Genomic DNA, 23,113 nt, shown 5'->3' with positions numbered 1-23,113 from the left:
GCTGTGTCGCGCAAACGAATCGCCCTCGTCCTGTCCGCCGGTGTGCTGGCTTCCGGCCTGGTGTGGGCCGCTCCCGCGCAGGCCGACACCACCGATGACGCGTTCCTCTCTGCCCTGACCGACGCGGGGATCGGCGCCGTGGACCCGACGAATGCGGCCGCGCTGGGTCAGCAGGTGTGCCCGATGCTGGCCGAGCCCGGTCAGAATGCCGCCGACGTCGCCGCCAAGGTCGCGGACGCGGGCGGGATGTCACTGGGCCCGGCGACCATGTTCACCGGCATCGCGATTTCTCTGTTCTGCCCGACCGCCGTGTCGTCGATCGCCAACGGCGAGTCGCCGATTCCGTTGGGGCTTCTCGGCTTCTAGTTGCTCAGGCGGCGACGGACTGCAGCTGCGGCCGCCTGGGGCCGCGACCGTCACCGGCCGACCGTCCGCGAACGTGCCGCCACAACCACGGCATCAACATGTTCTGGGTCCACAGGGCCTGGGAGTACGCCTTCGAGCGCAGCGTCTGTCTGGCCGGTGCGGAGCCAAGCTCAGCCCAATCATGGTTGCTCCCAGGCAGATTCAACGCCTCGGCGGCCGCCGCGGCGAACAACGTATGGCCACGGGGTGAGCCGTGCACACGATCGGCGCTCCAGGTGGCCGGGTCTGTCATCGACGGGGCGTTGTACAGGTCGACAAGCCGGAAGTCGTACCAGTCTGCCGCACGTCTGATCTCGGCGTTGATTCGCAACACCCGCGCCTCGAGGACGCGGCCGATCGGCACGATCGCAGCGATGTCGGGGAAGGTGGTGGTGACCACGGTTGCCCCGGACACGGCGAGTTGAGCGTAGAGGTCCGCGAGTTCGGCGAGCGCGTCGTCGAAGTAGAGCCCCGGCCGCGTCACGTCGTTCATGCCGATGCAGACGGTGACGAGGTCAGGCCGCATCTCGAGCGCCTTGGGCAACTGATCGTCGAGGAGATCGCATATCCGCTTGCCGCGCACGGCGAGGTTGGCATACCTCAGCCCGGGGTGGTGCGTGTCGACCATCTCTGCCAGTCGGTCGGCGAATCCGCGTAGCCCGACGGAGTCGTCGCCGTCCCAGAGTCCCTCGGTCTGGCTATCACCTATCGCGACGTATCGGGTGTACCCGGTCACACCGTGACTCTAGCGGCGAAGCGCGGCTTCTACCTGCGACGCTCCTGCGGTGGCGGCGAATCCGCGGTGCCGGTCCGTGACGGTGGCGCCACCCGCACGCAGGATGTCGATGACGTCTGCGACCTCTTTCGCCCGGTAGCCGGAATAGCGCACGCCGACCGTGGCCCACCACGGCAACAGTGCATCGAGTCCCCGAGCGGCGTCGGCGCCCAGTTCGACCATCGCCGCGACCGTCGCGGGCAGAATTTGGCGGACCGCCTGCTCGATGGGCTGGGTGCCGCCAGGGGTTGCGGCGTCGATCGCCGCGCCGGCTCGTACGAGGGCGCGGACGATTTCGGGGTTCACGTTGTCGTTGGTGCCGTCGACGACGTGTAGCGGCGTGGCGCCGTCGGAGTCGGTCGCGCCTGGCCGCGTTCCCTTGGCGAGTGCGTGGGCGAGGGCGACAGGGCGGCCGAGTCGGACGATCTCGTGCACGATCGTCGTGTACTTCTCGCCTTGTGCGGACAGCTCGATGCGACGGCCCGCGTCGGCGCCTGCGTCGATCAGCGCGACGACGATGTCCGCCGACAGCGAGCGCACCCCGTACCAAAGCGGTGTCGCGCCACAGGGATCCACGGGATCGGGTTCGGCGCCCCACGCGAGCAGTTCGATGACTTCGGTGCTTCCGGCGCGGGCGCGATCGAAAAGGTCGAGGACTTCGTCGGGCAACGGGTTCGTCCAGTCCGGCCAGGCGACGCCGAGCGCATCGAGAACCATGAGGGCGCCCTCGCGCTTGTCGCCGAGGTCATACCACGGCCACGGGCCTTCGCCCTTGGCGACGAAGTCGGCCACCGCCATGCGGGATTCCTCGGTGATCGTTCTGCCGTAGTCGTCGTATGACGACGAGAACCGGAGTTCGTCGCCATCGCGGGACACGACGACACTCGACGGGCCCTCCTGATAGCGCGCCAGTTCGATCACGGCTACAGCATCACCCAAACACGAAGGCGGGACACCCAATTGGATGCCCCGCCTTGGCGGTGAGACTTACTTCACGTCTACGAAGACCGTCTTGCCGGTGACGGTGGTGTAGATGTCGTTGCCGGCACCGGGAACGCCGGTGTCCGTGCGCGAATATGTCTGGCCCGGCCGAACGGCGACGACGGCCGCCTGGTCGAGCGGTGCCGCGCCGAGTCGGTTGACGATCACGGTGTAACCCTGGGCCTGCAGCTCGTTGATCGTCTGTTGAGCGTTGCCGGGACCGCTCGGCGCAGCGGCTGCCGGAGCCGCCAGCCCGATGATCGCCGCCCCCGCGCCAGCGATCAGTGCTGTTGCGAGTCCGAACTTCTTCATGCGATTTCCTCTCGTAATGTCTAGACCTTTAAACGGGCTGGTCAGCCAATAAATTCCGGCTGCGCACACGTCGGTGACGACCATCACCTCCCGGCGTGGCGCGGCGCGGTTCGGCGGCCGGCTATTTCCAGGCGCTACTTGATCCACACACTGAGATAGGAGCCGAGGTTTCGTCGGGCCGGCGTCGGTGGGGGATTCGTGGTCGCAGCCGCCCCTGCGGTCAGTCTTGCTTTCGGGCGAGTTCCTTTTGCAGCGTCCCTGCAACGGCCGCTTCAGCGATCTCGTGGATGCGCCGCTGAGACTTACGCCAGCCGCGCTCCCGCACCTCGCCCACTTCTCTTCCGTTGCGCTCGACCAGGATGATCCACCGCACTCCGAACCACTTGGCAATGAACCAGGGGGGCCATACCACCGCCAAGAAGAACGTGTCGAGGTCACCGCCGCGGTCGGTATCGGGGAGGAAGGAGAGGTTCCAGTTGGGGAACCACCGGCGATACACCGTCCACTGCACCCCATTCGGACCGGTTACCTTCACCATGCCGCGCGCGAGTCGCCAGCGCTGGCGTAAGCCGGCTTCGGGGGCGCCCACTACTTGGGCCTGCTGACCTCGCGGCTCCTGCTCGGCGAACTGGCGGCCCAGCCCGGCGATGCGTTTCTCGGGGTCATCGTCGCCCACCAGCAAATGATCCCACGCCGCGGGCTTCGGGTGCAGCAAACAGCGCAGGTCCGCCAGTGGGCTATCGAGAGGCGACGGCAAACAGGCGCCACTCGCCGGGCACGCCCTTGAGCTCATGAATGCCACGGTCTTCGAACTCGAGCCCAGACCCGATCACCAGGTCGCGCAGCGTGCTGGACACCAGCACGTCATTTGGCCCGGATAGTGCCGACACTCGCGCGCCGATGTGCACGGCGATCCCGCCGATATCGTCGCCGCGGATCTCGCACTCACCGGTATGCAGCCCGGCACGCACCTGGATGCCGAGCGCCTGCACCGAATCGCGAATTGCCATGGCGCAGCGGATCGCTCGCTGCGGGCCGTCGAACATCGCGAGGAACCCGTCACCCGCTGTGCTGACTTCGCGGCCTCGAAACCGGGCGAGCTGCGACCGTACGACGGCGTCGTGCGCATCGAGCAGGGCGTGCCAGTCACGGTCGCCCATCTCGGCGGCACGCTGCGTCGAGCCGACAATGTCAGTGAACAACACCGTGGCGAGCACCCGATCCTCGGCTACGTCGGCCTGCTCGCCGGTGACGAACTTGGCGATCTCCTGGAAAGACTCGCGCCACGGTTCCACGAAGTGATACAGGTTGCGTCCAGGCAGCTCAACGTATTTCGCGCCTGAAATCTGGTCGGCGACGTACTTGCCGTGCGCGGGCAGGATAAATGGGTCGTCTCTGTGGTGGAGCGCGAGGGTCGGCACGCGGACTGCCGGAAGCACGGCCCGCACGTCGATTTCGGTCACCAGCGGTAGTACCAGCGCGAAAGCCGCTGGACTTGCTGCCAGGCGTTCCTCTCGCGCCCAGGCGGCCCGAATCTCCTCGTTCCATGGCATGTCGGGATTGATCACGTGCTGGAATTCGCCTGTGCCCCACATGGCGGTCATGGCCGCAGCGGCCTCGTGCGTGCTTTCACTCACCGGATCCGCATACCCCTCCAACACAACGAGCGCGGTAGTGCGAGATGGGTGGGTGGCGGCGAACAGCGCCGCTGGGGGCAACGCGCCCACCGACGCGAGCAGAACCGCCTCGGGACTTCCTAGCTCGTCGAGCACCGCGGTGATGCTGTCAGCCCATTGCTCCAACGTCGGCAGCGCGCCCGGGGCGAAGGAATCAGACGCTCCCGTTCCCGGCTGATCAAAGAAGATGAGCCGCCCAAGAGAAGCCATCGCCTCAACCCACTCCCGGAACGAGGCTAGCTCTGGCAAGAGTTCGCAACAGGTGAACCAGTTCGGGACGAACACAATGTCCCTCGCACCCTCGGGCGAGGCGCGATAGGCGACGCGCAAGTCCCCGTTCAACGCGTAGCGCGTCTCCGAGAACATTGCGGAAGTCTAAGCCGCGCACCGAGGCATCGCCGCCAAAAAAGGGCCGCAGAGATGCGGCCCTTTTGCGTTTTTGCGGTCGACGCTTCGGTCGGACGTCAGGGGTGCTTGGCGTAGCGCTGCAGGAAGGCGACGGCAAGGAAGGCACCGAAGGCAATGCCCGCAACCCATTTCACAAAGCTGACAATGAGCGTGCCCGTGGGCACCTCGACGATGGAGAACGGCGAAGCCGCGTACAGCACCACACTGAGCATGACAACGGACCACAGCGCGATGACGATGCCTGCGATTCCCTGCCAGAGGGCAATGTTGCGGGGGATGCGTTTGGTGTAGTTCTCGATGGGTGCGGGCACGATGTTCATTGTTGGGTTTCCTTTCAGATGCGCTGGCGGGCGCCTCTTGTAGTCGACGATCATGAATTGGTGAGGAAAGGATGAACCTGCCCGCTTGGGAAATTCTTGGAAGGAAACAGCCCGTACCTAGAAGAACCGGCCCACCCTGGCAAGATTCAGCGGAACGCCGACGACACTGAGCTGATTGATGATGTCCTCCAAGCGTTTTCGCGGGAGATCCATCCGCCACTCCGGCAGCGTGCCTTCCAGGCGCACCACCCCTGGCGCGAAGCTGATACCGGTCATGGTCAGGCCGTGCGGAAGCTCCGGCAACCGCACCGGATATGCGGGCGTCCGCCCAGGCAGCTTCCACTGCGACTGCCGAACCGCCACCCCGCGCGGCTTGAGCCACAGCGTCGACCCGTCCAGATGCGCCTCGACCTCCACGTGCCCCAGCAGCGGCCTGCGCGCCAGCCGCAGTCGCGCGATCCCGTCGGCACCCACCTCACCGGACAACCGTGGCACCGCCCACCGGAACAGGTCGTCGAGCACCGGCGCAGGGATCTCCAGCGTCAACTCGACGGGAGCGGCCACCAGCACCGGCGGTGCGGTCGGCTTCATGTGGACGTTGTGCAGCACCGCAGTCGCCCGGTCGAATCGATGCCCGTTCCAATAGATGTCACGTGCCGCGAGCCGGACATCGTTGAGCTGGCCCACTGACAACCCACGTACGTCGAGCCGCGAGTCGAATTCGGTGACCGTCAGCATCAGGTCGCCGTCGTCCAACCGAACCGTCAGCCGACGCCCCACGACCAGCCGGCGCAGCGTCATGAACAACGTCCGATAAGCCGCCGCCGCCCCGGTACTGACCGGCGCGACCGCCGCCGTCGACCACAGCGACGTCAGCATGTCGAGCGGCCGGAACGGGTCGAACCGGCGCAGCGGACGCGTCATGCGTCCACCATCCCTCATCCGCGGGGCGGAGTGAAGCTCGATAACAGTGTCCGCATCGACTTGGCGACTGCATGTCGGGTCTCCACCGGATCGGCCGAGTTGGCAATCAGCATCGCGCCGCGGGTCAGCGCGCCGAGCAGCAACCGAGTCACGGTTTCGGGGTCCTCGACCGTGATGGTGCCCGCGGCGGCGGCGGCCGTCAGCGAATGCACGATCGCCGCGTGCGCGTACCGCTCGTCGAGTTCGGTGTAGCGGGCGAGACCGAGCACGGCGGGCCCGTCGACGATCAGGATGCGTTGCATGTCCGGCTGCAGCACGCCGTCGAGGAACGCCTCGAAGGCACGGGCCAGCTCATCGACGCCATCCGTCGCTCCGTGCGCCGCCTTCGCGGAAGCCTTCATCAAGTCGGTGTGAGCCTGCACGAATACGGACTCGAAAAGCGCTGTCTTGGTGGGGAAGTGGTGATAGAGCGCTCCGGTTGTGACGCGGGCCTCGCGCGCAAGGTCGTCGACCGATGTCGCCCGGAAGCCGTGCTCACCGAACAGCCTGCGGCCCGCCGCGATCAGTGCCGCTCGCGTCTGCGCGACCTGTTCGGCGCGCAGCGTAGCGGGCTGATCCGACATCTGGTTTTCCTCCTCGTAGACCGAGAATACCCTATTGACATAGTGACATTATGTGAAATAGTTGCTCTATGACATCAGCCCCCGTGCATCTCAGCGCCCCGGGCGAGGACACCCGGCGCGCCTACAGCCCGACCCTGGCGGCGCTGCGCGGCGCCGTCGCACGCAGCGCCGACCTCTGGCGCAGCATCGACAAACCGGACGCGCCCGCGCCCGGCCTGATCTGGACCGCCGCGGAAACCGCCGCACACGTCGTCGGTGATCTTCGTGACTACACCCAGGCACTGACACGTCACGCAGGTGGCTATATGACTCACCTCAACCGGCCGACGGAATCGCCTTCTGCGCTCAGCGCGAAGGTCAACGCCCGTCACCTCGAGGAGGTGCGCGAGCGCAACCTGCACACGCTGGCCGACATGCTCGAGGTCGCCGCCGACGCCTACCTGACCGTGGCCGCCAACGCCGATCCGAGCGTCGAGATCCAGACTCCCAACGGGTTGGTGATCGGGCCCGCGACGATGGCCTCACTGCTGCTCGGCGAGCAGCTGATCCACGGGCTCGACATCTCGCGCACGGCCAAGCTCGAATGGCCGATCGACAAGGCCGACGCGTTTCTGGTGATTCCCGGCGTGTTGGCCGTTGCGCCGCAATACCTGCGGCCGCAGCGCGCAGCAGGCGCACGAATCAGCTTCGAGTTGCGAATGCGCGGCGGCCCCAGCTACCGGCTGGCCGTCGCCGACGGCACGGCGGTCGTCACTGCGGCCGGCGAGAGGGCCGACTGTGTGATCACCGCGGACCCCGTCGCTTTCCTGTTGCTCGGCTACGGCAGGATCCGGCAACTGTCACCCGTGCTGCGCGGCCAGCTACGCCCCGGCGGCCGCAAGCCCTGGCTGGCAATGAGGTTCGGCACGCTGCTCTACAGCCCGTAGCGCGTATACAGTTGTAGGCGATGGCCTCTGTGGTAATCGTCGGCAGCGGATTCACTGGCTTCGAGTGCGCTCGGCACCTGGCGAGGAAACTGCGCAGACATGATGCGTCGGTCGACATCTCGATCATTTCCCCTGTCGATTACATGTTGTATACGCCGCTGCTGCCCGATGTGGCCGGCGGCGTGGTCGACGCCCGCTTCGTCGCGATACCACTGGCCAATGCGTTGCGCGGAGTGCAGCACCTCCGCGGCAGGGTCGACGGCGTTGACTTCGACGGGCATACCGTCACCTACACCGACCCCGAAGAGCGGGCACGCGTCCTGCCATGGGATCGGCTCGTGCTCACACCGGGTTCGGTGACCAAGCTCTTCGATGTGCCGGGTCTCGCCGAACATGCGCGCGGTCTGAAGTCGACGGCTGAGGCGTTGTACCTGCGCGACCACGTGCTCGAGCAACTCGAACTCGCCGATGTCGACGATGACGCCGGTCGGGCCGCCGCGCGCAGGACGATCGTCGTCGTCGGCGCGTCCTATTCGGGCACCGAACTCGTCCTGCAACTGCGCGCCCTCGCCGACTCTGCGGCCCGACAGATGGACTTCGATCGGGCCGAGGTCAGATTCGTGTTGCTCGACATGGCCGAACAAGTGATGCCAGAGGTGGGGGAGAAGCTGGGCGCCGCGGCGATGCGAGTCCTGAAATCGCGTGGCGTCGACGTCCGGCTCGGCGTCACGCTGAAGGAAGTGCACGCGGAACACGTTGTGCTCAGCGATGATTCACTGATCCGCACCCACACCGTCGCATGGGTGACCGGCGTGACCGGCGCTCCGCTGATCGAGAAACTGGGCCTGCCGACAGAGAAGGGCAGGCTGACGGTCGGGACGAATCTCCAAGTCCCCGACCATCCCGACGTGTTCTCCGCGGGCGACGCGGCAGCCGTACCCGACGTCACGCAGCCGGGCAAGATCACCCCGCCGACCGCGCAGCACGCCATCCGGCAGGGAAAGGTGTTGGCGCGCAACGTCGCCGCGAGCCTCGGCTACGGAAAGCCGAAGAACTACAAACACCGCAACATGGGTTTGGTAGTCGACCTCGGACCGCGCTATGCCGTGGCCAACCCGCTCAACATTCAGTTGTCCGGGCTGCCGGCCAAGGCCGTCACCCGCGCCTACCACCTCTATGCAATGCCGCGCTTCGTCAACCGCTGGGCGGTGGCCCTGGCCTACCTCACCGACGTGTTCTTCGACCGATCGGTGGTGTCGATGGGGTTGGCGTCGGAGGAGGACGCGCAATTCCAGGCGAGCGAGGGCATCCCTATGCCGAAAGCAGACTGATTCAAGTCCGTCGAAGCGGGAACGCTACGGGCATGGCTACGTATCGAGTGTTGAACCCCAAGGGTGAGGTTGTCGACACCAAGGACATCGAAAGCGCCGACGACGCACATGCCTGGTTCGTCGACCAGAAGGCCGACCCAGAACTCGGGTGGCGCATGGAGGTCAAGGCCGACGACGGCGACTGGGCGTTCTTCGACAGCAGCGAGGGCGACCGCAAGTACTAGGCAGCAGCGTATCGGCTCAGTTCGAGGTGACTGCGGGCCCGCAATGGCTGGGTCGCGCTCTGCGGCAGACCCAGCACCCGAACGCAGGCATCCGCAACGTGTTCCGGTAGACCGGCCCGCTCCGGACCCGGCTGTTTGGTCCACATGTTGACCAATGACTCCACCAACCGGAACGGCAGATCGGCAGCGGCCTCATCCACGCCGGTGTCCGCGACGATCGCCTTGCTCACCGCCAGGTAGTGCAGGCGCAGCCGCTCCCGGTCCGACCAGAACGGCTCGAGGCGCGCCCACCGCAATTCGGGCTGCAGGTACAGCGCTCCGAGATTCCAGCGACCCTCCAGCAACTGCCGCCCATCGAACAGTGCCAACGCGTGCAAGTGCTCCGCCGCGGTCAGTGCAGGCTCCGCCGCCGAGAGACTGTCGATGATCGTCAGCGTCGGCGTGACGGTCTGGCTGAGCAGGGCGCACAGAATGTCGTCCTTGGTCTTGAAGTAGTGATAAAGCGACGCCTGCCGGATGCCGACGGCCTCGGCGATGGTGCGGGTCGACGTACCCGTATAGCCCAGCGTGGTGAAGAGTTCACCTGCGGCATCGAGGATCTCGTCACGGGCCGTGCTGCCAGGCCTTCGCTGCGTCGTCAGCCGTGGGCGGCCCGCACGAGTGATCGACATGGCCCCATCGTGGCCTACTGAACAGCAGATATGCGTTTCTGTCACACGACAGAAACGCGGGACACGAATCGGTTACGCAGCACCGTCGATTGGTTACGCCAGCGACACCCACCGCCTTCGCCCGCGCTGAAAACTGTCAAGTGACAGGCGGGGGTGGCAGGAGCGGTGCATGAGTAGTGCAGTGTCCGAGGTCGACGCGGATGCGTCGGCAGACCTTGCGCGGGTGGCGGCGATCACCGATCTGCACGTCACGTTCCGCCGCAACGGCAAAGACGTACATGCCTTGCGCGGCGTGTCCCTGGACATCGCGCCCGGTGAGATTCTCGGCCTGGTCGGTGAATCGGGATCGGGCAAGAGCGTCCTCGGCTTCACGCTGCTCGGCTTGTTGCCGAAGGCCAAGGTGCAGGGCTCGGTGACGGTGACTGGCACCGACATGGTCACCGGTGATGCGAAAACGCTGCGCAAGGTCCGCCGCCTCGACCTCGGCGCCATCTTTCAGGACCCGATGACGTCGCTGAACCCGACGATGAGAATCGGCAAGCAGGTTGCTGAGGCGGCGGGCAGCGACGAGGAAGCGCTCAAGCTGCTCACCGCGGTCGGGATCCCGGAGCCCAAGCGGCGATTCAGGGCCTACCCGCACGAGCTCTCCGGAGGGCTGCGGCAGCGCGTGATGATCGCGATCGCGATCTCAGGCAACCCTGAGCTGATCATCGCCGACGAACCGACCACGGCGCTCGACGTCACTGTGCAGGCGCAGGTACTGCGGCTGTTGCTGCAACTACGCGAAGAAATCGGCTGCAGCATTGTTTTCATCACCCACGACCTCGGTGTAGCCGCGCAGATCTCGGATCGTATCGCGGTGCTGTATGCCGGCCGGATCGCCGAAATCGGCCCCACCGCAGACGTTCTCGATAACCCTGCGCACCCCTATACGCACGGCCTGCTGCGCTCGCGGCTCACGCTGGACACCGCAAGGCACCGCAAGCTGGCCGCGCTGGCCGGGTCGGTGCCCAGTCCGGTGACGCCACTGCCGGGATGCGCGTTTGCGCCACGTTGTGTGCTCGCCACCCCGTCGTGTGAGGCGGCGCCGCCCGACCCAATCACGATCGCCCCAGGCAGGGTCAGCGCCTGCATCCTGCCGTTCGATGCGGTGTCCACGGAACTCGGCTCGCGCCTGACGACCACCACCGAAGACATCGAACCGGAAACGGCGGTCGCCGAGTCTTCCGAGCCGCCGGCAGTGGTGCTGCGCGAGGTGGTCAAGTCATTCGGCAAACTTCAAGCGTTGCGCGGCATTTCGCTGACCGTCGGGCACGGTGAATCCGTCGCGTTGGTCGGTGAGAGCGGATCGGGAAAGTCCACGCTGCTGCGGGTCGTCGCGGGCTTGGAGAAAGCTACTTCGGGGACCGTCGATCTGCAGGGCGGCCAAGGGCCGCAGATGGTTTTCCAGGATGCAGGCGCATCGCTGACGCCGTGGCTGTCGGTAGGCGAGCTGATCACCGAACGCCTGCGGGGAAACGGCTTGTCCCGCAGCCAAAGACAAGACGCGGTCGCCGAGGTGCTGCAGCGTGTCGGACTGCCCCTGGACATCGCGAAGTCACGGGCGGGCCAGCTGTCCGGCGGTCAGCGCCAGCGAGTGTCGCTTGCGCGCGCGACGGTCGTGCCGCCCGCGGTCTTGTTGTGCGACGAGCCGACCAGCGCCCTCGACGTTTCGCTGGCGGCCTCGGTTCTCAATCTCATCGGCGACCTTCGCCGCACGCTGGACATGTCGGTGGTGTTCGTGACGCACGACCTGTCGGTCGCGCGTGTGGTCGCCGACCGGATTGCGGTGATGTACCTCGGGCGCATCGTCGAGATCGGTCCAGCCGATGACGTCATCAACAATCCCGTCCACCCCTACACCCAAGCGCTCGTCGACTCCATCCCCGACCTCGGCCGCGAATCACGCGTGCTCCCAGGTGAACCCGCGAGTCCGCTGTCGCCGCCGTCGGGCTGCGCCTTCCATCCACGCTGTCCGATCGCCATCGACACCTGCTCAGAGAGTGAACTCGACGTCCGGCTCGAAGGGGCGCCGGGAAGCCCGCACCAAATCGCCTGTATCGAGCGGAAGGCGAGCTGAGATGGCCATCGCAATACCCGCGGGCACGTTGACACGAGGCCGGCTACGCGGCCTCTCACTGCCCAAATCCTCACCGATGCTGATGAATTGGGCGGCCGTGAGCCTGGTCCTGATCGTGACCATCGTCGCGGTCGCGGTGCCGATCATCTCGCCGCACGATCCGCTTGTGCCCGCGGGCATGCCGCTGCAGGCGCCCGGTAAGCCCGGCTTCTTACTTGGCAGCGACTCGATCGGCCGCGACATCTTGAGCCGCGTGTTGTACGGCGTGCGCGCCAGTTGGTTCGCGGCATTGGTGGTCGTCGCTGTCGGGCTCCTGATCGGAGGCCTGGTAGGACTGATCGCTGGGGCAGCGGGCGGATGGCTCGACAGTCTGTTGATGCGCATCACCGACGCGTTTCTCTCCCTGCCCGCCCCCGTGCTGGCGATCGCCGTCGTGGCCGCGCTCGGTCCCGGCTTCATCCACACGCTGATCGCAGTGTCGATCGTGTGGTGGCCGTTCTACGCGAGACTGGTGCGCGGCGAGGTGGCACGCCTCGCCGCCCGCCCGCATATCGAGGCGGCCCGGCTCGCCGGTGTCGGACCAATTCGACTGGCCAGCAGACATCTTCTTCCCGGCGCGGTGCCCAACGCATTGGTGGCGGCCAGTCTCGACATCGGCAACCTGATCCTCACCCTGGCCGCGCTGTCGTTCCTCGGCCTCGGCCAGGCCGCGCCGGCGCCAGAACTCGGTGCGGACACCGCGCGCAACCTGACGTACTTCCTTCAGCAGTGGTGGGTTCCGGTGATGCCGGGTATCGCGGTACTCGTCCTCGCCCTCGCCGCCAACATCGCAGGCGACGGCCTGCGCAACCTGATGAAGACAAGCTAGGTATCGGACATGCAGAAGTTCATCCTCTACCGGGTGGCGGCGATGGTGGCCATCCTCGTCGCGCTGATCGCGGTGATGTTTGTGCTGCAACATATTTCGCCGATGGATCCGGTGAAGGCGCAACTCGGTGCGAACGCCTCTGCCGAAGCGGTTGCCGCCCGCAGACACACTCTCGGCCTGGACCAGCCGATTATCAACCAGTTCTGGCACTACCTCACCGGAGCGGTTCAGGGCGACCTCGGCCAGTCGTTTCGCACCAGACACGCCGTCAGCAGCGACCTGGGCGACTTCTTTCCCGCGACGCTGGAGCTGGCGCTGTACGGGTTGGGGCTGGCACTGATCCTGGCCGGCCTGTTGGCCTTCGGCACGACGCTGAAATGGCCAGGGGCGAGCATATTGCGTGCGGTGCTGTTCACCGGCGCGTCCGCACCGATGTTCCTGCTCGGCATCCTCGGGCTGATCGTGTTCTACCAGAAACTGGGGTGGGTGCCCGCCAACGGACGCATCAGTGTGCCGAATCCGCCGACCGGACCGACCGGACTGCTGACTGTCGACGGACTACTCGCCGGGCGGTTCGACGTCGTGACGAACGCGCTGCACCACCTGATCCTTCCTGCCGTGGTGATCGCGCTTGGCCCCGCGGTGGCGATCGGCCGCGTGCTGCGATCCAGCCTGTTGACCGAAGCCGACAGCGACTACGCGAGAACTGCTCGGGCCAAAGGCCTTTCGGAGGGCCGGATCATGGCCGGGCACGTGCTGCGCAACTCCGTCGGCGGAGCGCTGTCGATGACCGGGCTCCAGGTCGGCCTGATGTTCTCCGGCGTACTGGTGATCGAGCAGGTGTTCGGCTGGCCGGGCATCGGCCAATACATCGCACAAAGCATTCCGGTCGCGGACTTTCCCGCGATCGCAGGCGTGACATTGATGCTCGGCGTGCTGTACGTCGCCATCAACACCGCGGTCGACTTCTTGCAGGCGGCGGCCGATCCACGAATAGCGGTAGGAGGAGGTTAAGTGCCAACACAGCCACTGATCGTGGGCAACCCCGTGCTGGTTGTCGTCGACATTCAACAGGGCGGCGCAATGCCCGTGGCGGACGTGGGAATTCCGCACATGCCCGGGCATGCCGAGCGCGTCGAGCGAGCCGAGAAGCTGGTGGCCGCGGCGCGCGCTGCCGGCGTCCCGGTGGTGTTCTTTCAGGAGGTGCACCGGCCCAGCGGTGTGGACTTCGGCCGCGAACTGGACGGCACCGAGGGTGTGCACTGCGTCGAAGGACAGCCGGGCACCGACCTCGAACCGTCGCTGCGGCCCCTACCGGATGAGTTTCACATCGTGAAGCGGCGCTATTCGGGCTTCATCGGAACGGATTTCGAGATCGTGCTGCGCGGACTGCGTGCGTCGACGCTGATTCTGATCGGCGGTCTGACCGACGTGTGCGTGCACTACACCTTCGCCGACGCGCATCAGCGCGACTATTACGTGCGCGTCGTCACCGACTGCGTCGGCGGGTCGTCTCAGTACCTGCATGACGCGGCGCTGGCCGCCATGGAGTACCTGCAGACCGGTGCCATGCGTACCACCGAGGAGATCCTCGCCGCATTCAAACAGCTCGAACAGCCCGTCCTCGAAGGAGCAGCACCATGAACAAACGACTACTCGCAGTGGCGGCAGCCGCGATGCTGACCCTATCGGCATGCGGCGGTTCGGATTCCGGTTCGAGCACTCCCAACGCGGCGCCAACCGACAAGGTGTTGCACCTGTCGTTCCTCCAGGACCCCGGCCAGCCGCCCGACCCGGACATCTACTACGCCGGACAGGGACTGCTGCTGACCACGAACCTGTATGAGGGTCTGCTGCAGTTCAAGGGCGGTCAGGCCAAGGCCGAACTCGAGCCGCTGCTGGCCTCGGAGTACACCGCGTCACCCGACAACAAGGTCTTCACCCTCAAGCTGCGCGAGGGCGTGAAGTTCCATGACGGGACGCCGTTCAAGTCGGACGCTGTCAAAGCGTCGTTCGACCGCCGGCTCGCCGTCAACGGTGGGCCCGCCTACATGGTCAAGGACATCGAATCGATCACCACACAAGGCGATTACGGCGTCACGATCACCCTGAAGAATCCGAACTCGGAGTTCCTCGATTACCTTGCGTCGCCGTACGGTCCGCGGATGATGAGCCCGACCGGTCTGCAGAAGAACGGCGGCACCGACTTCGCTCAGAACTACCTCACCACACACGATCTCGGCACCGGGCCGTACACACTGACCGACGCGCAGGTCGGTTCGCACTACGCGATGGCATCGTTCCCGGATTACTGGGGCGCCAAGCCGTATTTCGAGAAGGTCGAGATGCCCGTCATCACCGACACCTCGGCGCAGCAGCTGCAGTTCAACAACGGTCAGCTGTCGGCGATCCTGCATGACCTGCCGTCGTCAGCGGTCGAGCAGTACCTGAACAACCCGAAGTACTCGCACTACTCGCTGCCGACCATGATGTCGAACTTCCTCTACGTCAACCCGAACAAGGGCATTACGAAGGACCAGGCCACCCGGACTGCGGTGATCGACACCATCGACGTCGATCAGGTGGTCAAGCAGACCTTCTTCGGTCGCGGCAAAGTCGGCGCGCAGATGTACCCGCCGTACGTGCTGGCCGCCGAATACGGGAAACAGAATCTGACCCATGACCCCGCGGCGCTGACGAAGATCGTCGCCGGTCTGCCCGCCGATCAGAAGACGATCACGATCGGGTACGACACCAGCAACCCCGACATGCAGTTGGTCAGCAACCTGGTTCAGACGCAGCTGGCCGCGGCGGGCGTCACCGCGAAGGTGCAGGGCTATCCCACCTCGGAGATCTACGGCTGGATCGGCACGGACATGCAGGCGGCCCCGGAGATCCTGGCCAACACGGTGTGGCCTGATGCGCCGTCTCCGTACACCTGGGGCCACATCTCCTGGGACAAGGACGGCGGGATCAACTACCTGGGTTGCTCGTCGCCGCGGGTCACCGACGCGTTGGCGAAGGGGCTACCGACCGGTGCGCCGCAACCGTATTCGGACGCAGGCGCCGCTGCCGAGGAGACGGGCTGCTGGTTGAACGTCGCCGACATCGACGACTTCGTGGTCGCCCAGCCGTGGCTGAAGGGGGTCGAGCAGGCGCACGCGGTGTCTAATCCGAACTCGCTTCGAATCGCCGCGCTGTCCGTAGGTTAGGCCGATGGGCAAAGTACATCGAATCGTTCTGCTGACACTGGGCTGGGAAGAGCTGCCGAAGGCGGTGTCGGTCTACGGCACTCCACCCGAAGAGCGGCTGCGTGAACCGGTGCCGGGGGTGCTGCTGCAGACCGACGGTGGCTGGGTGCTGCTGGACACCGGGTTCAACACCGCGCTGATCCGGGATCCCGCGCTGTACCGGCGGTTCTACCCCACGGTGGAATACATCCCGGTGCTGCCCGGACCAGGAGAGCCGATCGAACAGTCGCTGCACGACATCGGTGTCGACATCGACGATATCCACACGGTCGCGGTCAGCCACCTGCACCACGACCACGCAGGCGGGCTGAAGTTGTTCGCGGGGAAGGTACCGGTGCACGCGCAGCGACGCGAGCTCGAATACGGGCTGTCGAACCATCCCGAACCCGAACACCACGCGATCGCCAGGATCGACTTCGACGACCCCCGCATCGAGTGGCGGCTGGCCGAGGGCGAAGCGGAGATCGCCCCGGGAATCACCGCGGTGCCGACGTACGGGCACACCCCCGGGCACCAGAGTTTCGTGGTGGAACTCGACGAATCGGTCGGTGGCGACGGCTTCGTGTTCGCGTTCGATGCCGCCGACCTTACGGAGAACATCGAGCACGAGTTGGCCATCGGAGGCTTCATCGGGGTGGAACCGGTGGAGACGATCGAGCCGATCCGCAAACTGAAGAAGCTGGCCAAAGAGAAGGGCTACCAACTGATTCCAGGGCACGATCCACACGTGTGGCCGGAGCTGACTCGTCACTTTCACGACAGATTCGCGTAGTGGATCTGGTCATCCGCGCCGAGAAGGCGGTGATCGACGGCCAGATCCGGACAGCCACCGTCGCCGTATCCGACGGCATGATCCGCTCGGTCGATGTGGATTCTCCGGGCGCGGAGGATGTGGTCCTCGACGGCTCGACGGTGCTGATGCCGGGATTCGTCGACACCCACGTGCACATCAACGATCCCGGCACCGAGTGGGAGGGCTTCGCAACGGCAACCGCGGCAGCGGCGGCGGCGGGCATCACCACATTGGTCGACATGCCTTTGGACAACTACCCGGTGACCACCAACGTGGCCGCTCTGCAGCTCAAACAGCAAGCGGCGCAGGGCAACTGCGCGGTCGATGTCGGGTTCTGGGGCGGCGTGATCCCTGGCAATCTCGATGAGCTCGCCGACCTCGCCAACGTGGGCGTGCGCGGCTTCAAGTGCTTTCTGAGCGACTCGGGCAACCCGAGCTTCCCACCCCTGGACGGCGATGAGTTCCGTCGCGCCGCCTTGCGGATCGCCGAAATGGATGCGGTGCTGCTGGTGCACGCGGAAAGCGATCACGTGATCGCGGACAGTCCCGCGCCATCCGGCCGAAGCTACGCGTCGTTTCTGCGTTCACGGCCCGACGCATGCGAGGAGGATGCCGTCGCCCTCGTCGTCAACACAGCCAGGGAGACCGGCGCACGAATGCACATTGTGCATGTCTCCAGCGGCCGGGTATTGCCGATGCTGGCCGAGGCCAAGCGTTCCGGTGTACGCGTCACCGCCGAAACATGCCCGCACTACCTGACGTTTGCCGCCGAGGACATCCCGGACGGTGCAACGCAGTTCGCGGCATGCCCGCCGATACGCAGCGACGACAACCGCGGACTGCTGTGGGATGGGCTGGCCGACGGCACGCTGGACATGATCGTCTCGGATCACTCGCCGTGTGCGCCGCCGTTGAAGGCAGGCGGTGACTTCGGCAGTGCGTTCGGCGGCATCAGTTCGCTCGAGGTTGGGCCACGCGCCGTGTGGACGCAGGCCGCCGCGCGTGGTTTCGAGCTCGCGCAACTGTGTGCCTGGATGGCGGAACGCCCTGCCGCGCTTGCCGGTTTCGCCGATCGCGGACGGATCGCGGTCGGTCAACGTGCGGATCTGTGCGCATTCGAGCCCGACGTCGAGCAGACGGTGCACGCGGCCGCGCTGCGGCACCGCCACGCCGTCACACCCTACGACGGTGCCGTGCTGCGCGGCTCTGTCGCGCAGACGTGGCTGGCTGGCAGGCCGATCTATGAACGAGTGGGCCAGCTGGCATGAAAATCCTTGTCCTCAACCCGAATACCTCGGAATCGATGACGGCCGAGATCGCCGCCGCGGCAGTGTCCGCAGCCAGCGCGGGCACCAAAATCGTCGCGCTGAACCCGCGCTTCGGCGCGGCGGCCATCGACTCCGCCGCCGAAAGCTACCTATCCGCAGTCGGGGTGATGGACCTGGTGGCGACGATGCTTGCCGCAGGCGAATTCGAGTATGACGCGGTGGTGCTTGCGGGTTTCGGTGAACACGGCAAGGACGCGCTGCAGGAGATGCTGACCGTGCCCGTGCTGGACATCGCAGAAGCCGCCGCCCACGTCGCACATCTGATCGGCAGGCGCTTCTCGGTGGTGACCACACTGGGTCGGTCGATACCACCGATCGAGGACAGGCTGGCACTCGCGGGCCTCGATGGCCACTGCGCGTCGGTGCGGGCCTGCGGGCTCAGTACGGCGGAGGTGGACGCCGATCCCGCGGGCGCGCTCCAGGCGATCGTCGAGGAAGCGGCGAAGGCGGTCGCCGAGGACGGCGCCGACGTCATCTGCCTCGGCTGCGCCGGAATGGCCGGTGCCACCGCGGCGGTCACGGCCAAGCTCGGCGTGCCCGCCGTCGACGGGGTGGCTGCCGCGGTCGGCTTGGCGCAGGCGCTGGTCGGTTTGCGGCTGAGCACCAGCAAGGCCGGTGCGTATGCGGCGGGCCCAGACAACCCACGCAGTCACTGGCCGCTGTCGACGTCATTGGGCCTGTGACGCATGAGTGTGGATCTGGCTTCGCGTGCCGTCGGCGGCAGTGTGGTGGCCGCCAGCGACGAATCGTTCGGCTTCAAGGAGTATTTGATCGAACCGAGCGAACCGGCCTTCGTGCCGGGCACTTATGACTTGCGCGGTGAGGTGGTCGACGGCTGGGAGACCCGGCGACACACCGGAAGCGACTGGGCAATCGTGCGGCTCGGGGTCGGTGGCAGGCTGCACGCGATCGACGTCGACACGCGCTTCTTCACAGGCAACCACCCGACCGGTTGCCGCATCGACGCATGCGTGCTCGATCCGGTCGCAGACCCCACCGCCGCAGCCGTGCCATGGACGACGGTCGTCGAGTCCGTCGCTCTGAAGTCCGACTCCCACAACGTCTTTGCCGTCGACGATCCCCGCCGCTACACACACGTTAGGCTGCACCTTGAATCAGACGGGGGAGTCGCGCGCCTGCGGGTGTACGGCGATGTCATTGCCGACCCCGTGCTGTGGGCGGGCGTCACCGTCGAGGTGTCGGGCGTCGAGCAGGGCGGTCGCGTCGAATGGTCGTCTGACGATTTCTATTCCAATGCATCGGCGCTGATTGCACCGGACCGGCCACGCACCATGGGCGACGGCTGGGAGACCCGCCGCCGCCGTGACATCGGTCCAGACACCCACGACGCGGCCGTCATCTCGTTCGCGGTGCCCGCCGATCTGGCGCGACTAGAGATCGACACCAGCCGTTTCGTGTTCAACGCCTCGCGAGAAGTGGCAGTGCTGGGCAGCCATCGGGTTGATGCGCCGTTCGACGTCGACGTGCTGGCCCGCACCCGTATCGCAGCCGACGCCCGGCAGGTGTTCGTGGTGAACGCCAACGACATCGCCGCGCTGCGGGTGCAGGCGTATCCGGACGGCGGTCTTGCCAGGGTCCGGGCGTTCGGCACAGCCACCGTCGACGGAATGGCCCAGCTGCAAACCAGATGGGAGGCATCGGCATGACCGTGCTGATGGCCGAATGCACCGGCTTGTGGCGACGCACTCTGCTGATCACGGCCGACGGCGCGCGCGACACCGGCACCGAAGTCGTTTGGTTGCAAGGCATCACCGGCTACGTCGACACCCGCGGTTTCGCAGGCCGACTCGGCCAGGCCGACGACGTGTTCGAATGGCAACGCCTCATCGACGTCGAGCCGCCTGGTCCGTTCCCCGATGCGGGGCGAATGCATTGGGAGGCAAACGTATTGATCGAAGTCGGCGTGCACGAGGACTACGTCGAACACTGGGTCCGCCAGGACGGTCCGGCAGAGCCGTGCTGGGCACTGTTCGCGACGGAGGCGACCCTGCTGCGCGCGGGCGCGCGGTTCGGCTGGGCGGATCGGCGCGGTGTGGTCGTCGGCACAATCGGAGACCCACAGTGGACGGCGCTCGATCCGCAGTTCGACGGAAGTGATCTGACGGCCAACGGTGTCCGGTGGTGCATTGAGGATAGCGAAGGAGAAGTGGATCTATGAGTGGCGCAACGTCATTCACGTCCGTGCCGATTGTCGACATCAGCGGACTGAGCTCGCCTGAGCAGGGCGAGCGCGAGCGGGTGGCCAGGGAGATCGGCAAGGCGGCGGCCGAAGTCGGATTCCTCTACATCAGCGGCGCCGGCGTCGACGACGCGGTGTTCGAGCGCATGCTCGCAGCGACGAAGCAGTTCTTCGCATTGCCGCTCGAGGAGAAGATGCGGCACTACATCGGGCTGTCGAAATGTCATCGCGGTTATGTGCCCGCCGGCGAAGAGGGCCTCGCGACCGGAATGCCGGAGATGAAAGAGGCATTCGACACCGCGCTGGATCTGCCGGCCGACGACCCCGACTATCTCGCGGGCAACCCGATGCTCGGCCCCAACACCTGGCCGGACCTGCCGGGGTTCGCCGACGCGGTCACCGCGTACTACCAAGCCGTGCTCGATGTCGGGCACCGATTGTTGTGGGCATTCGCGGTGGCGCTCGGTGAGGACCCCGACACGTTCGCCAAGCACGCGACCAAGACGCCGAGCCAACTGCGGCTGATTCACTACCCGTACAACCCCGAGGCCGTGGACGGCGAGGGGATCGGCGCGCACACCGACTACGAATGCTTCACGCTGCTCAAGCCCACCGCGCCGGGCCTGGAGGTGCTCAATGGCGCCGGCGAGTGGATCGATGTGCCACCGGTGCCCGGCACATTTGTCGTCAACATCGGCGACATGCTGGAACTGTGGACCAACGGTGCCTATGTCGCGACCAGTCACCGCGTCCGCAAGGTTGCCGAGGAGCGCTACTCGTTCCCACTGTTCTTCAACGTCGACTACCACACCGAGGTGAAACCGTTGCCGCAGTTCGCTTCTCGCGACGGCAAGGTCCGGCCAACTTTGCGCGCCGGTGAGCACCTGTTCGCTCAGACCGCCCAGACGTTCGCATATCTGCGCAACCGCGTCGAGGCGGGCGAACTGGTGTTGCCCGACGGCTCGCTGACAGTCGGCCAATTTGGTCAGGAAGCGCTGCAGAAACGGGCCTAGCGTTCGGTAGGTTCGCCATGTGCCTGAGCTGACGAACCGCCAGATCCTGCTGCGCCGCCGCCCGTCCGGTCTGGTACAGCCCGACGACACCGAGTTGGTCGCCACACCCGCACCCGAGCCTGGCGACGGCGAGGCGCTGCTGCGCACCACGTACGTCGGGATCGACGCGGCCGCGCGTACCTGGCTCGACGGGCAGCCGGGCTACCTGCCCGCGCTGCAACTCGGCGACGTGATCCGCGCGGCAGGCATCGGCGAGGTGGTGGCGTCACGTTGCGACGCGTTCGCCGTCGGCGACGTCGTCACCGCCCTGACCGGTTTCCAGGAATACGCGATCATCCGCGACGACGTCTTCGCCACCCCTATCCCCGGCGAGACCGACCAACTCGCGATCATGTCTGTCTATGGCCCGACGGGCGCCACGGCCTACTTCGGCATGACCGACATCGGCAGGCCCCAGCCGGGGGAGACCGTGGTGGTGTCGGCGGCCGCGGGGGCCACGGGGTCGGTGGCCGGGCAGATCGCCAAGGTCGCAGGCGCCCGGGTGGTTGGCATCGCTGGCGGACCGCACAAGTGCAAGGCAGTTGTCGAGGACTTCGGGTTCGACGCGTGCATCGACTACAAGGCTGGCGATGTCGCGGCCGCGCTCAAGGAGCACTGCCCTAAGGGCGTCAACGTGTATTTCGACAACGTCGGCGGGCCGATCCTCGACGCAGTGCTTGGCCGGCTGGCGCCCAAGGCGCGGGTCGTGCTGTGCGGCGTCATCTCGAGCTATCTGACCGGAGAACACCCCGGTCCGGCCAACTACGTCAACCTGCTGTCGAGGACCGCGACCATGCAGGGGTTCAACGCGCTCGACGAGTGGGGCCGCTTCGACGAGGCGTTCGCCGCGCTGCGCCAGTGGGAGGCCGACGGCAAGCTCGTGCACCGCCAGACCATCTTCGACGGCATCGAGTCGTGTGTGGACGCGTTGAACGGGTTGTTCACCGGCGCCAACATCGGCAAGACACTGGTCAAGATCAGCGAACCGACGCCTGCCTGATGCCGAAGCTGAGCGCGGGATTGCTGCTGTACCGAATCACCGACGATCAGGTCGAGGTGCTGATCGGCCATCCGGGCGGGCCGTTCTGGGCACGCAAAGACGAAGGGGCGTGGTCGATTCCGAAGGGGGAGTACGTCGTAGGCGAGGATCCATGGACCGTCGCGCAACGGGAGTTCGAGGAGGAACTCGGCAAGACCCCGCCCGACGGTGAGCGCATCGAGTTCGCACCGCTGAAGCAGCCGAGCGGCAAGGTGATCACCGCGTTCGCGGTGCGCGGCGACCTCGACCTCGACGGCACCTTCAGCAACACGTTCGAACTCGAGTGGCCGAAGGGGTCGGGCAACCTCCGCGAATTCCCCGAAATCGACCGTGTCGGTTGGTTTTCCATTGCCGAGGCCCACGTGAAGTTGTTGAAGGGTCAGCGGCCGCTGCTCGACCGCCTCACGGCTGCCCTCGAAGGCGGCGCACCGGGCGCGTCTCGATAGCGTTGATGGTCAGCGCGCGGCCGTGGATGCGCCACCCCGCGCGGGTGCGCAGATACTCGTCGTCGTAGCGCAGATGCCAGACCAGGTCGGTGATCTGCTCCCCGCTGACTGACCAATGGTGAGCGATGCACGTGATCCGCCCCAGCGCGTAGTCGCTGTCGTCATCCCTCGCGGCATAGACCTCGCCGACGATGGCATGCTCCGTTCGGTTCACCGCCGCAAGTGCGGCCATCGCTGCGCGCACACCGTCGCGCCCGTGCTGACGGCGCACCGGCTCGAGCGATCGGGGTGGGTCGGGCAGCCGTAGTTCCGCGGTGTCGGTGAACAGTTCGACGACATCGTCGAAGCGCCGGTCGTCGACGGCCGACGCGTACAGGTGCACGAGATCGGCCAGTGCGAGGCGGTCGAAAGCGTTGAGGCTCAAGGGATCAGCCCCAGCCG

27 protein-coding genes are annotated in these 23,113 nt (G+C 66.2%); 17 read left to right on the top strand and 10 right to left on the bottom strand.

Going from position 1 to position 23,113, the window contains the following annotated elements:
* The first annotated feature begins 3 nt into the window (after window positions 1–3).
* Complete coding sequence (locus tag J3E61_RS32010; protein WP_192722581.1) at window positions 4–366, top strand: DUF732 domain-containing protein; 363 nt, start codon at window positions 4–6, stop codon at window positions 364–366.
* A gap of 4 nt (window positions 367–370) precedes the next feature.
* Here the strand turns inward: J3E61_RS32010 and J3E61_RS32005 are convergent, their stop codons facing one another.
* The 8 genes from J3E61_RS32005 to J3E61_RS31970 form a co-directional block, all read right to left on the bottom strand.
* On the bottom strand, window positions 371–1,141 hold the full coding sequence (locus J3E61_RS32005) for an SGNH/GDSL hydrolase family protein (protein WP_210086620.1): 771 nt from the start codon (window positions 1,139–1,141) through the stop codon (window positions 371–373).
* Window positions 1,142–1,150: 9 nt separating this feature from the next.
* Window positions 1,151–2,101, bottom strand: a complete 951-nt coding sequence (locus J3E61_RS32000) for an ankyrin repeat domain-containing protein (protein ID WP_210086619.1) — start codon at window positions 2,099–2,101, stop codon at window positions 1,151–1,153.
* Between the two features lie 66 nt (window positions 2,102–2,167).
* Entirely contained in the window at window positions 2,168–2,473 is a 306-nt protein-coding gene (locus J3E61_RS31995) for a hypothetical protein (RefSeq protein ID WP_192722584.1), read from the bottom strand.
* A gap of 220 nt (window positions 2,474–2,693) precedes the next feature.
* On the bottom strand, window positions 2,694–3,011 hold the full coding sequence (locus J3E61_RS31990; protein ID WP_210086772.1) for a hypothetical protein: 318 nt from the start codon (window positions 3,009–3,011) through the stop codon (window positions 2,694–2,696).
* A 199-nt stretch (window positions 3,012–3,210) separates the two neighbouring features.
* Window positions 3,211–4,515 (bottom strand): adenylate/guanylate cyclase domain-containing protein, encoded by a 1,305-nt coding sequence (locus J3E61_RS31985; protein WP_210086618.1) that lies wholly within the window; start codon window positions 4,513–4,515, stop codon window positions 3,211–3,213.
* Between the two features lie 98 nt (window positions 4,516–4,613).
* On the bottom strand, window positions 4,614–4,868 hold the full coding sequence (locus J3E61_RS31980) for a hypothetical protein (protein WP_192722586.1): 255 nt from the start codon (window positions 4,866–4,868) through the stop codon (window positions 4,614–4,616).
* Window positions 4,869–4,994: 126 nt separating this feature from the next.
* Window positions 4,995–5,801 (bottom strand): hypothetical protein, encoded by an 807-nt coding sequence (locus J3E61_RS31975; RefSeq protein ID WP_192722587.1) that lies wholly within the window; start codon window positions 5,799–5,801, stop codon window positions 4,995–4,997.
* 14 nt (window positions 5,802–5,815) lie between these two features.
* Entirely contained in the window at window positions 5,816–6,424 is a 609-nt protein-coding gene (locus tag J3E61_RS31970; protein ID WP_210086617.1) for a TetR/AcrR family transcriptional regulator, read from the bottom strand.
* A 68-nt stretch (window positions 6,425–6,492) separates the two neighbouring features.
* Here J3E61_RS31970 and J3E61_RS31965 point away from each other — a divergent pair, with 68 nt between their 5' ends.
* Genes J3E61_RS31965 through J3E61_RS31955 form a run of 3 tightly spaced genes read left to right on the top strand, consistent with a single transcriptional unit; the run spans window position 6,493 to window position 8,905 of the window.
* A complete protein-coding gene (locus J3E61_RS31965) occupies window positions 6,493–7,350 on the top strand; it encodes a maleylpyruvate isomerase N-terminal domain-containing protein (protein ID WP_210086616.1) in 858 nt (285 codons plus the stop codon).
* 20 nt (window positions 7,351–7,370) lie between these two features.
* Complete coding sequence (locus J3E61_RS31960) at window positions 7,371–8,681, top strand: NAD(P)/FAD-dependent oxidoreductase (protein WP_210086615.1); 1,311 nt, start codon at window positions 7,371–7,373, stop codon at window positions 8,679–8,681.
* 32 nt (window positions 8,682–8,713) lie between these two features.
* Entirely contained in the window at window positions 8,714–8,905 is a 192-nt protein-coding gene (locus J3E61_RS31955; RefSeq protein ID WP_192722591.1) for a hypothetical protein, read from the top strand.
* Here the strand turns inward: J3E61_RS31955 and J3E61_RS31950 are convergent.
* Window positions 8,902–9,576 carry a TetR/AcrR family transcriptional regulator gene (locus J3E61_RS31950; RefSeq protein WP_210086614.1) on the bottom strand — a complete coding sequence of 225 codons (675 nt, stop codon included), beginning with the start codon at window positions 9,574–9,576 and terminating at the stop codon, window positions 8,902–8,904. The genes J3E61_RS31955 and J3E61_RS31950 overlap by 4 nt on opposite strands.
* Before the next feature lie 169 nt (window positions 9,577–9,745).
* Here J3E61_RS31950 and J3E61_RS31945 point away from each other — a divergent pair, with 169 nt between their 5' ends.
* From J3E61_RS31945 to J3E61_RS31885, 13 genes are read left to right on the top strand one after another with little or no spacing between them, the layout of a single operon-like run.
* Window positions 9,746–11,695 carry an ABC transporter ATP-binding protein gene (locus J3E61_RS31945; RefSeq protein ID WP_210086613.1) on the top strand — a complete coding sequence of 650 codons (1,950 nt, stop codon included), beginning with the start codon at window positions 9,746–9,748 and terminating at the stop codon, window positions 11,693–11,695.
* A 1-nt stretch (window position 11,696) separates the two neighbouring features.
* Complete coding sequence (locus J3E61_RS31940; RefSeq protein WP_192722594.1) at window positions 11,697–12,563, top strand: ABC transporter permease subunit; 867 nt, start codon at window positions 11,697–11,699, stop codon at window positions 12,561–12,563.
* Between the two features lie 9 nt (window positions 12,564–12,572).
* Window positions 12,573–13,577, top strand: coding sequence for an ABC transporter permease (locus tag J3E61_RS31935; protein WP_210086612.1), 1,005 nt, complete (start codon window positions 12,573–12,575; stop codon window positions 13,575–13,577).
* Complete coding sequence (locus tag J3E61_RS31930) at window positions 13,578–14,207, top strand: cysteine hydrolase (RefSeq protein ID WP_210086611.1); 630 nt, start codon at window positions 13,578–13,580, stop codon at window positions 14,205–14,207.
* Window positions 14,204–15,775 carry an ABC transporter substrate-binding protein gene (locus J3E61_RS31925; protein WP_210086610.1) on the top strand — a complete coding sequence of 524 codons (1,572 nt, stop codon included), beginning with the start codon at window positions 14,204–14,206 and terminating at the stop codon, window positions 15,773–15,775. The genes J3E61_RS31930 and J3E61_RS31925 overlap by 4 nt, the downstream gene beginning before the upstream one ends.
* Window positions 15,776–15,779: 4 nt before the next feature.
* Entirely contained in the window at window positions 15,780–16,586 is an 807-nt protein-coding gene (locus J3E61_RS31920) for an N-acyl homoserine lactonase family protein (RefSeq protein WP_210086609.1), read from the top strand.
* Window positions 16,586–17,875, top strand: a complete 1,290-nt coding sequence (gene allB, locus J3E61_RS31915; protein ID WP_210086608.1) for an allantoinase AllB — start codon at window positions 16,586–16,588, stop codon at window positions 17,873–17,875. Before J3E61_RS31920 ends, allB begins: the two co-directional genes overlap by 1 nt.
* The gene (locus J3E61_RS31910; protein ID WP_210086607.1) at window positions 17,872–18,618 is read left to right on the top strand and encodes an Asp/Glu/hydantoin racemase; all 747 of its coding nucleotides are present in this window, start codon (window positions 17,872–17,874) and stop codon (window positions 18,616–18,618) included. The genes allB and J3E61_RS31910 overlap by 4 nt, the downstream gene beginning before the upstream one ends.
* Window positions 18,619–18,621: 3 nt before the next feature.
* A complete protein-coding gene (locus tag J3E61_RS31905; RefSeq protein WP_210086606.1) occupies window positions 18,622–19,602 on the top strand; it encodes an allantoicase in 981 nt (326 codons plus the stop codon).
* Window positions 19,599–20,114: a hypothetical protein gene (locus tag J3E61_RS31900; protein WP_210086605.1), complete on the top strand. Its 516-nt coding sequence runs from the start codon at window positions 19,599–19,601 to the stop codon at window positions 20,112–20,114. Before J3E61_RS31905 ends, J3E61_RS31900 begins: the two co-directional genes overlap by 4 nt.
* On the top strand, window positions 20,111–21,148 hold the full coding sequence (locus J3E61_RS31895; protein ID WP_210086604.1) for an isopenicillin N synthase family oxygenase: 1,038 nt from the start codon (window positions 20,111–20,113) through the stop codon (window positions 21,146–21,148). Before J3E61_RS31900 ends, J3E61_RS31895 begins: the two co-directional genes overlap by 4 nt.
* A gap of 19 nt (window positions 21,149–21,167) precedes the next feature.
* On the top strand, window positions 21,168–22,187 hold the full coding sequence (locus tag J3E61_RS31890) for an NADP-dependent oxidoreductase (RefSeq protein ID WP_210086603.1): 1,020 nt from the start codon (window positions 21,168–21,170) through the stop codon (window positions 22,185–22,187).
* Window positions 22,187–22,672 (top strand): NUDIX domain-containing protein, encoded by a 486-nt coding sequence (locus J3E61_RS31885; protein ID WP_210086602.1) that lies wholly within the window; start codon window positions 22,187–22,189, stop codon window positions 22,670–22,672. The genes J3E61_RS31890 and J3E61_RS31885 overlap by 1 nt, the downstream gene beginning before the upstream one ends.
* Here J3E61_RS31885 and J3E61_RS31880 read toward each other — a convergent pair.
* On the bottom strand, window positions 22,629–23,096 hold the full coding sequence (locus J3E61_RS31880) for a nuclear transport factor 2 family protein (protein ID WP_210086601.1): 468 nt from the start codon (window positions 23,094–23,096) through the stop codon (window positions 22,629–22,631). The genes J3E61_RS31885 and J3E61_RS31880 overlap by 44 nt on opposite strands.
* Between the last annotated feature and the right edge of the window lie 17 nt (window positions 23,097–23,113).

It is taken from the genome of Mycobacterium sp. OAE908 (assembly GCF_017872775.1).
In the GTDB taxonomy this organism is placed as follows: domain Bacteria; phylum Actinomycetota; class Actinomycetes; order Mycobacteriales; family Mycobacteriaceae; genus Mycobacterium.
Note: the sequence above shows the minus strand (reverse complement) of the source record. Positions and strands in the feature narration are given on the sequence as shown.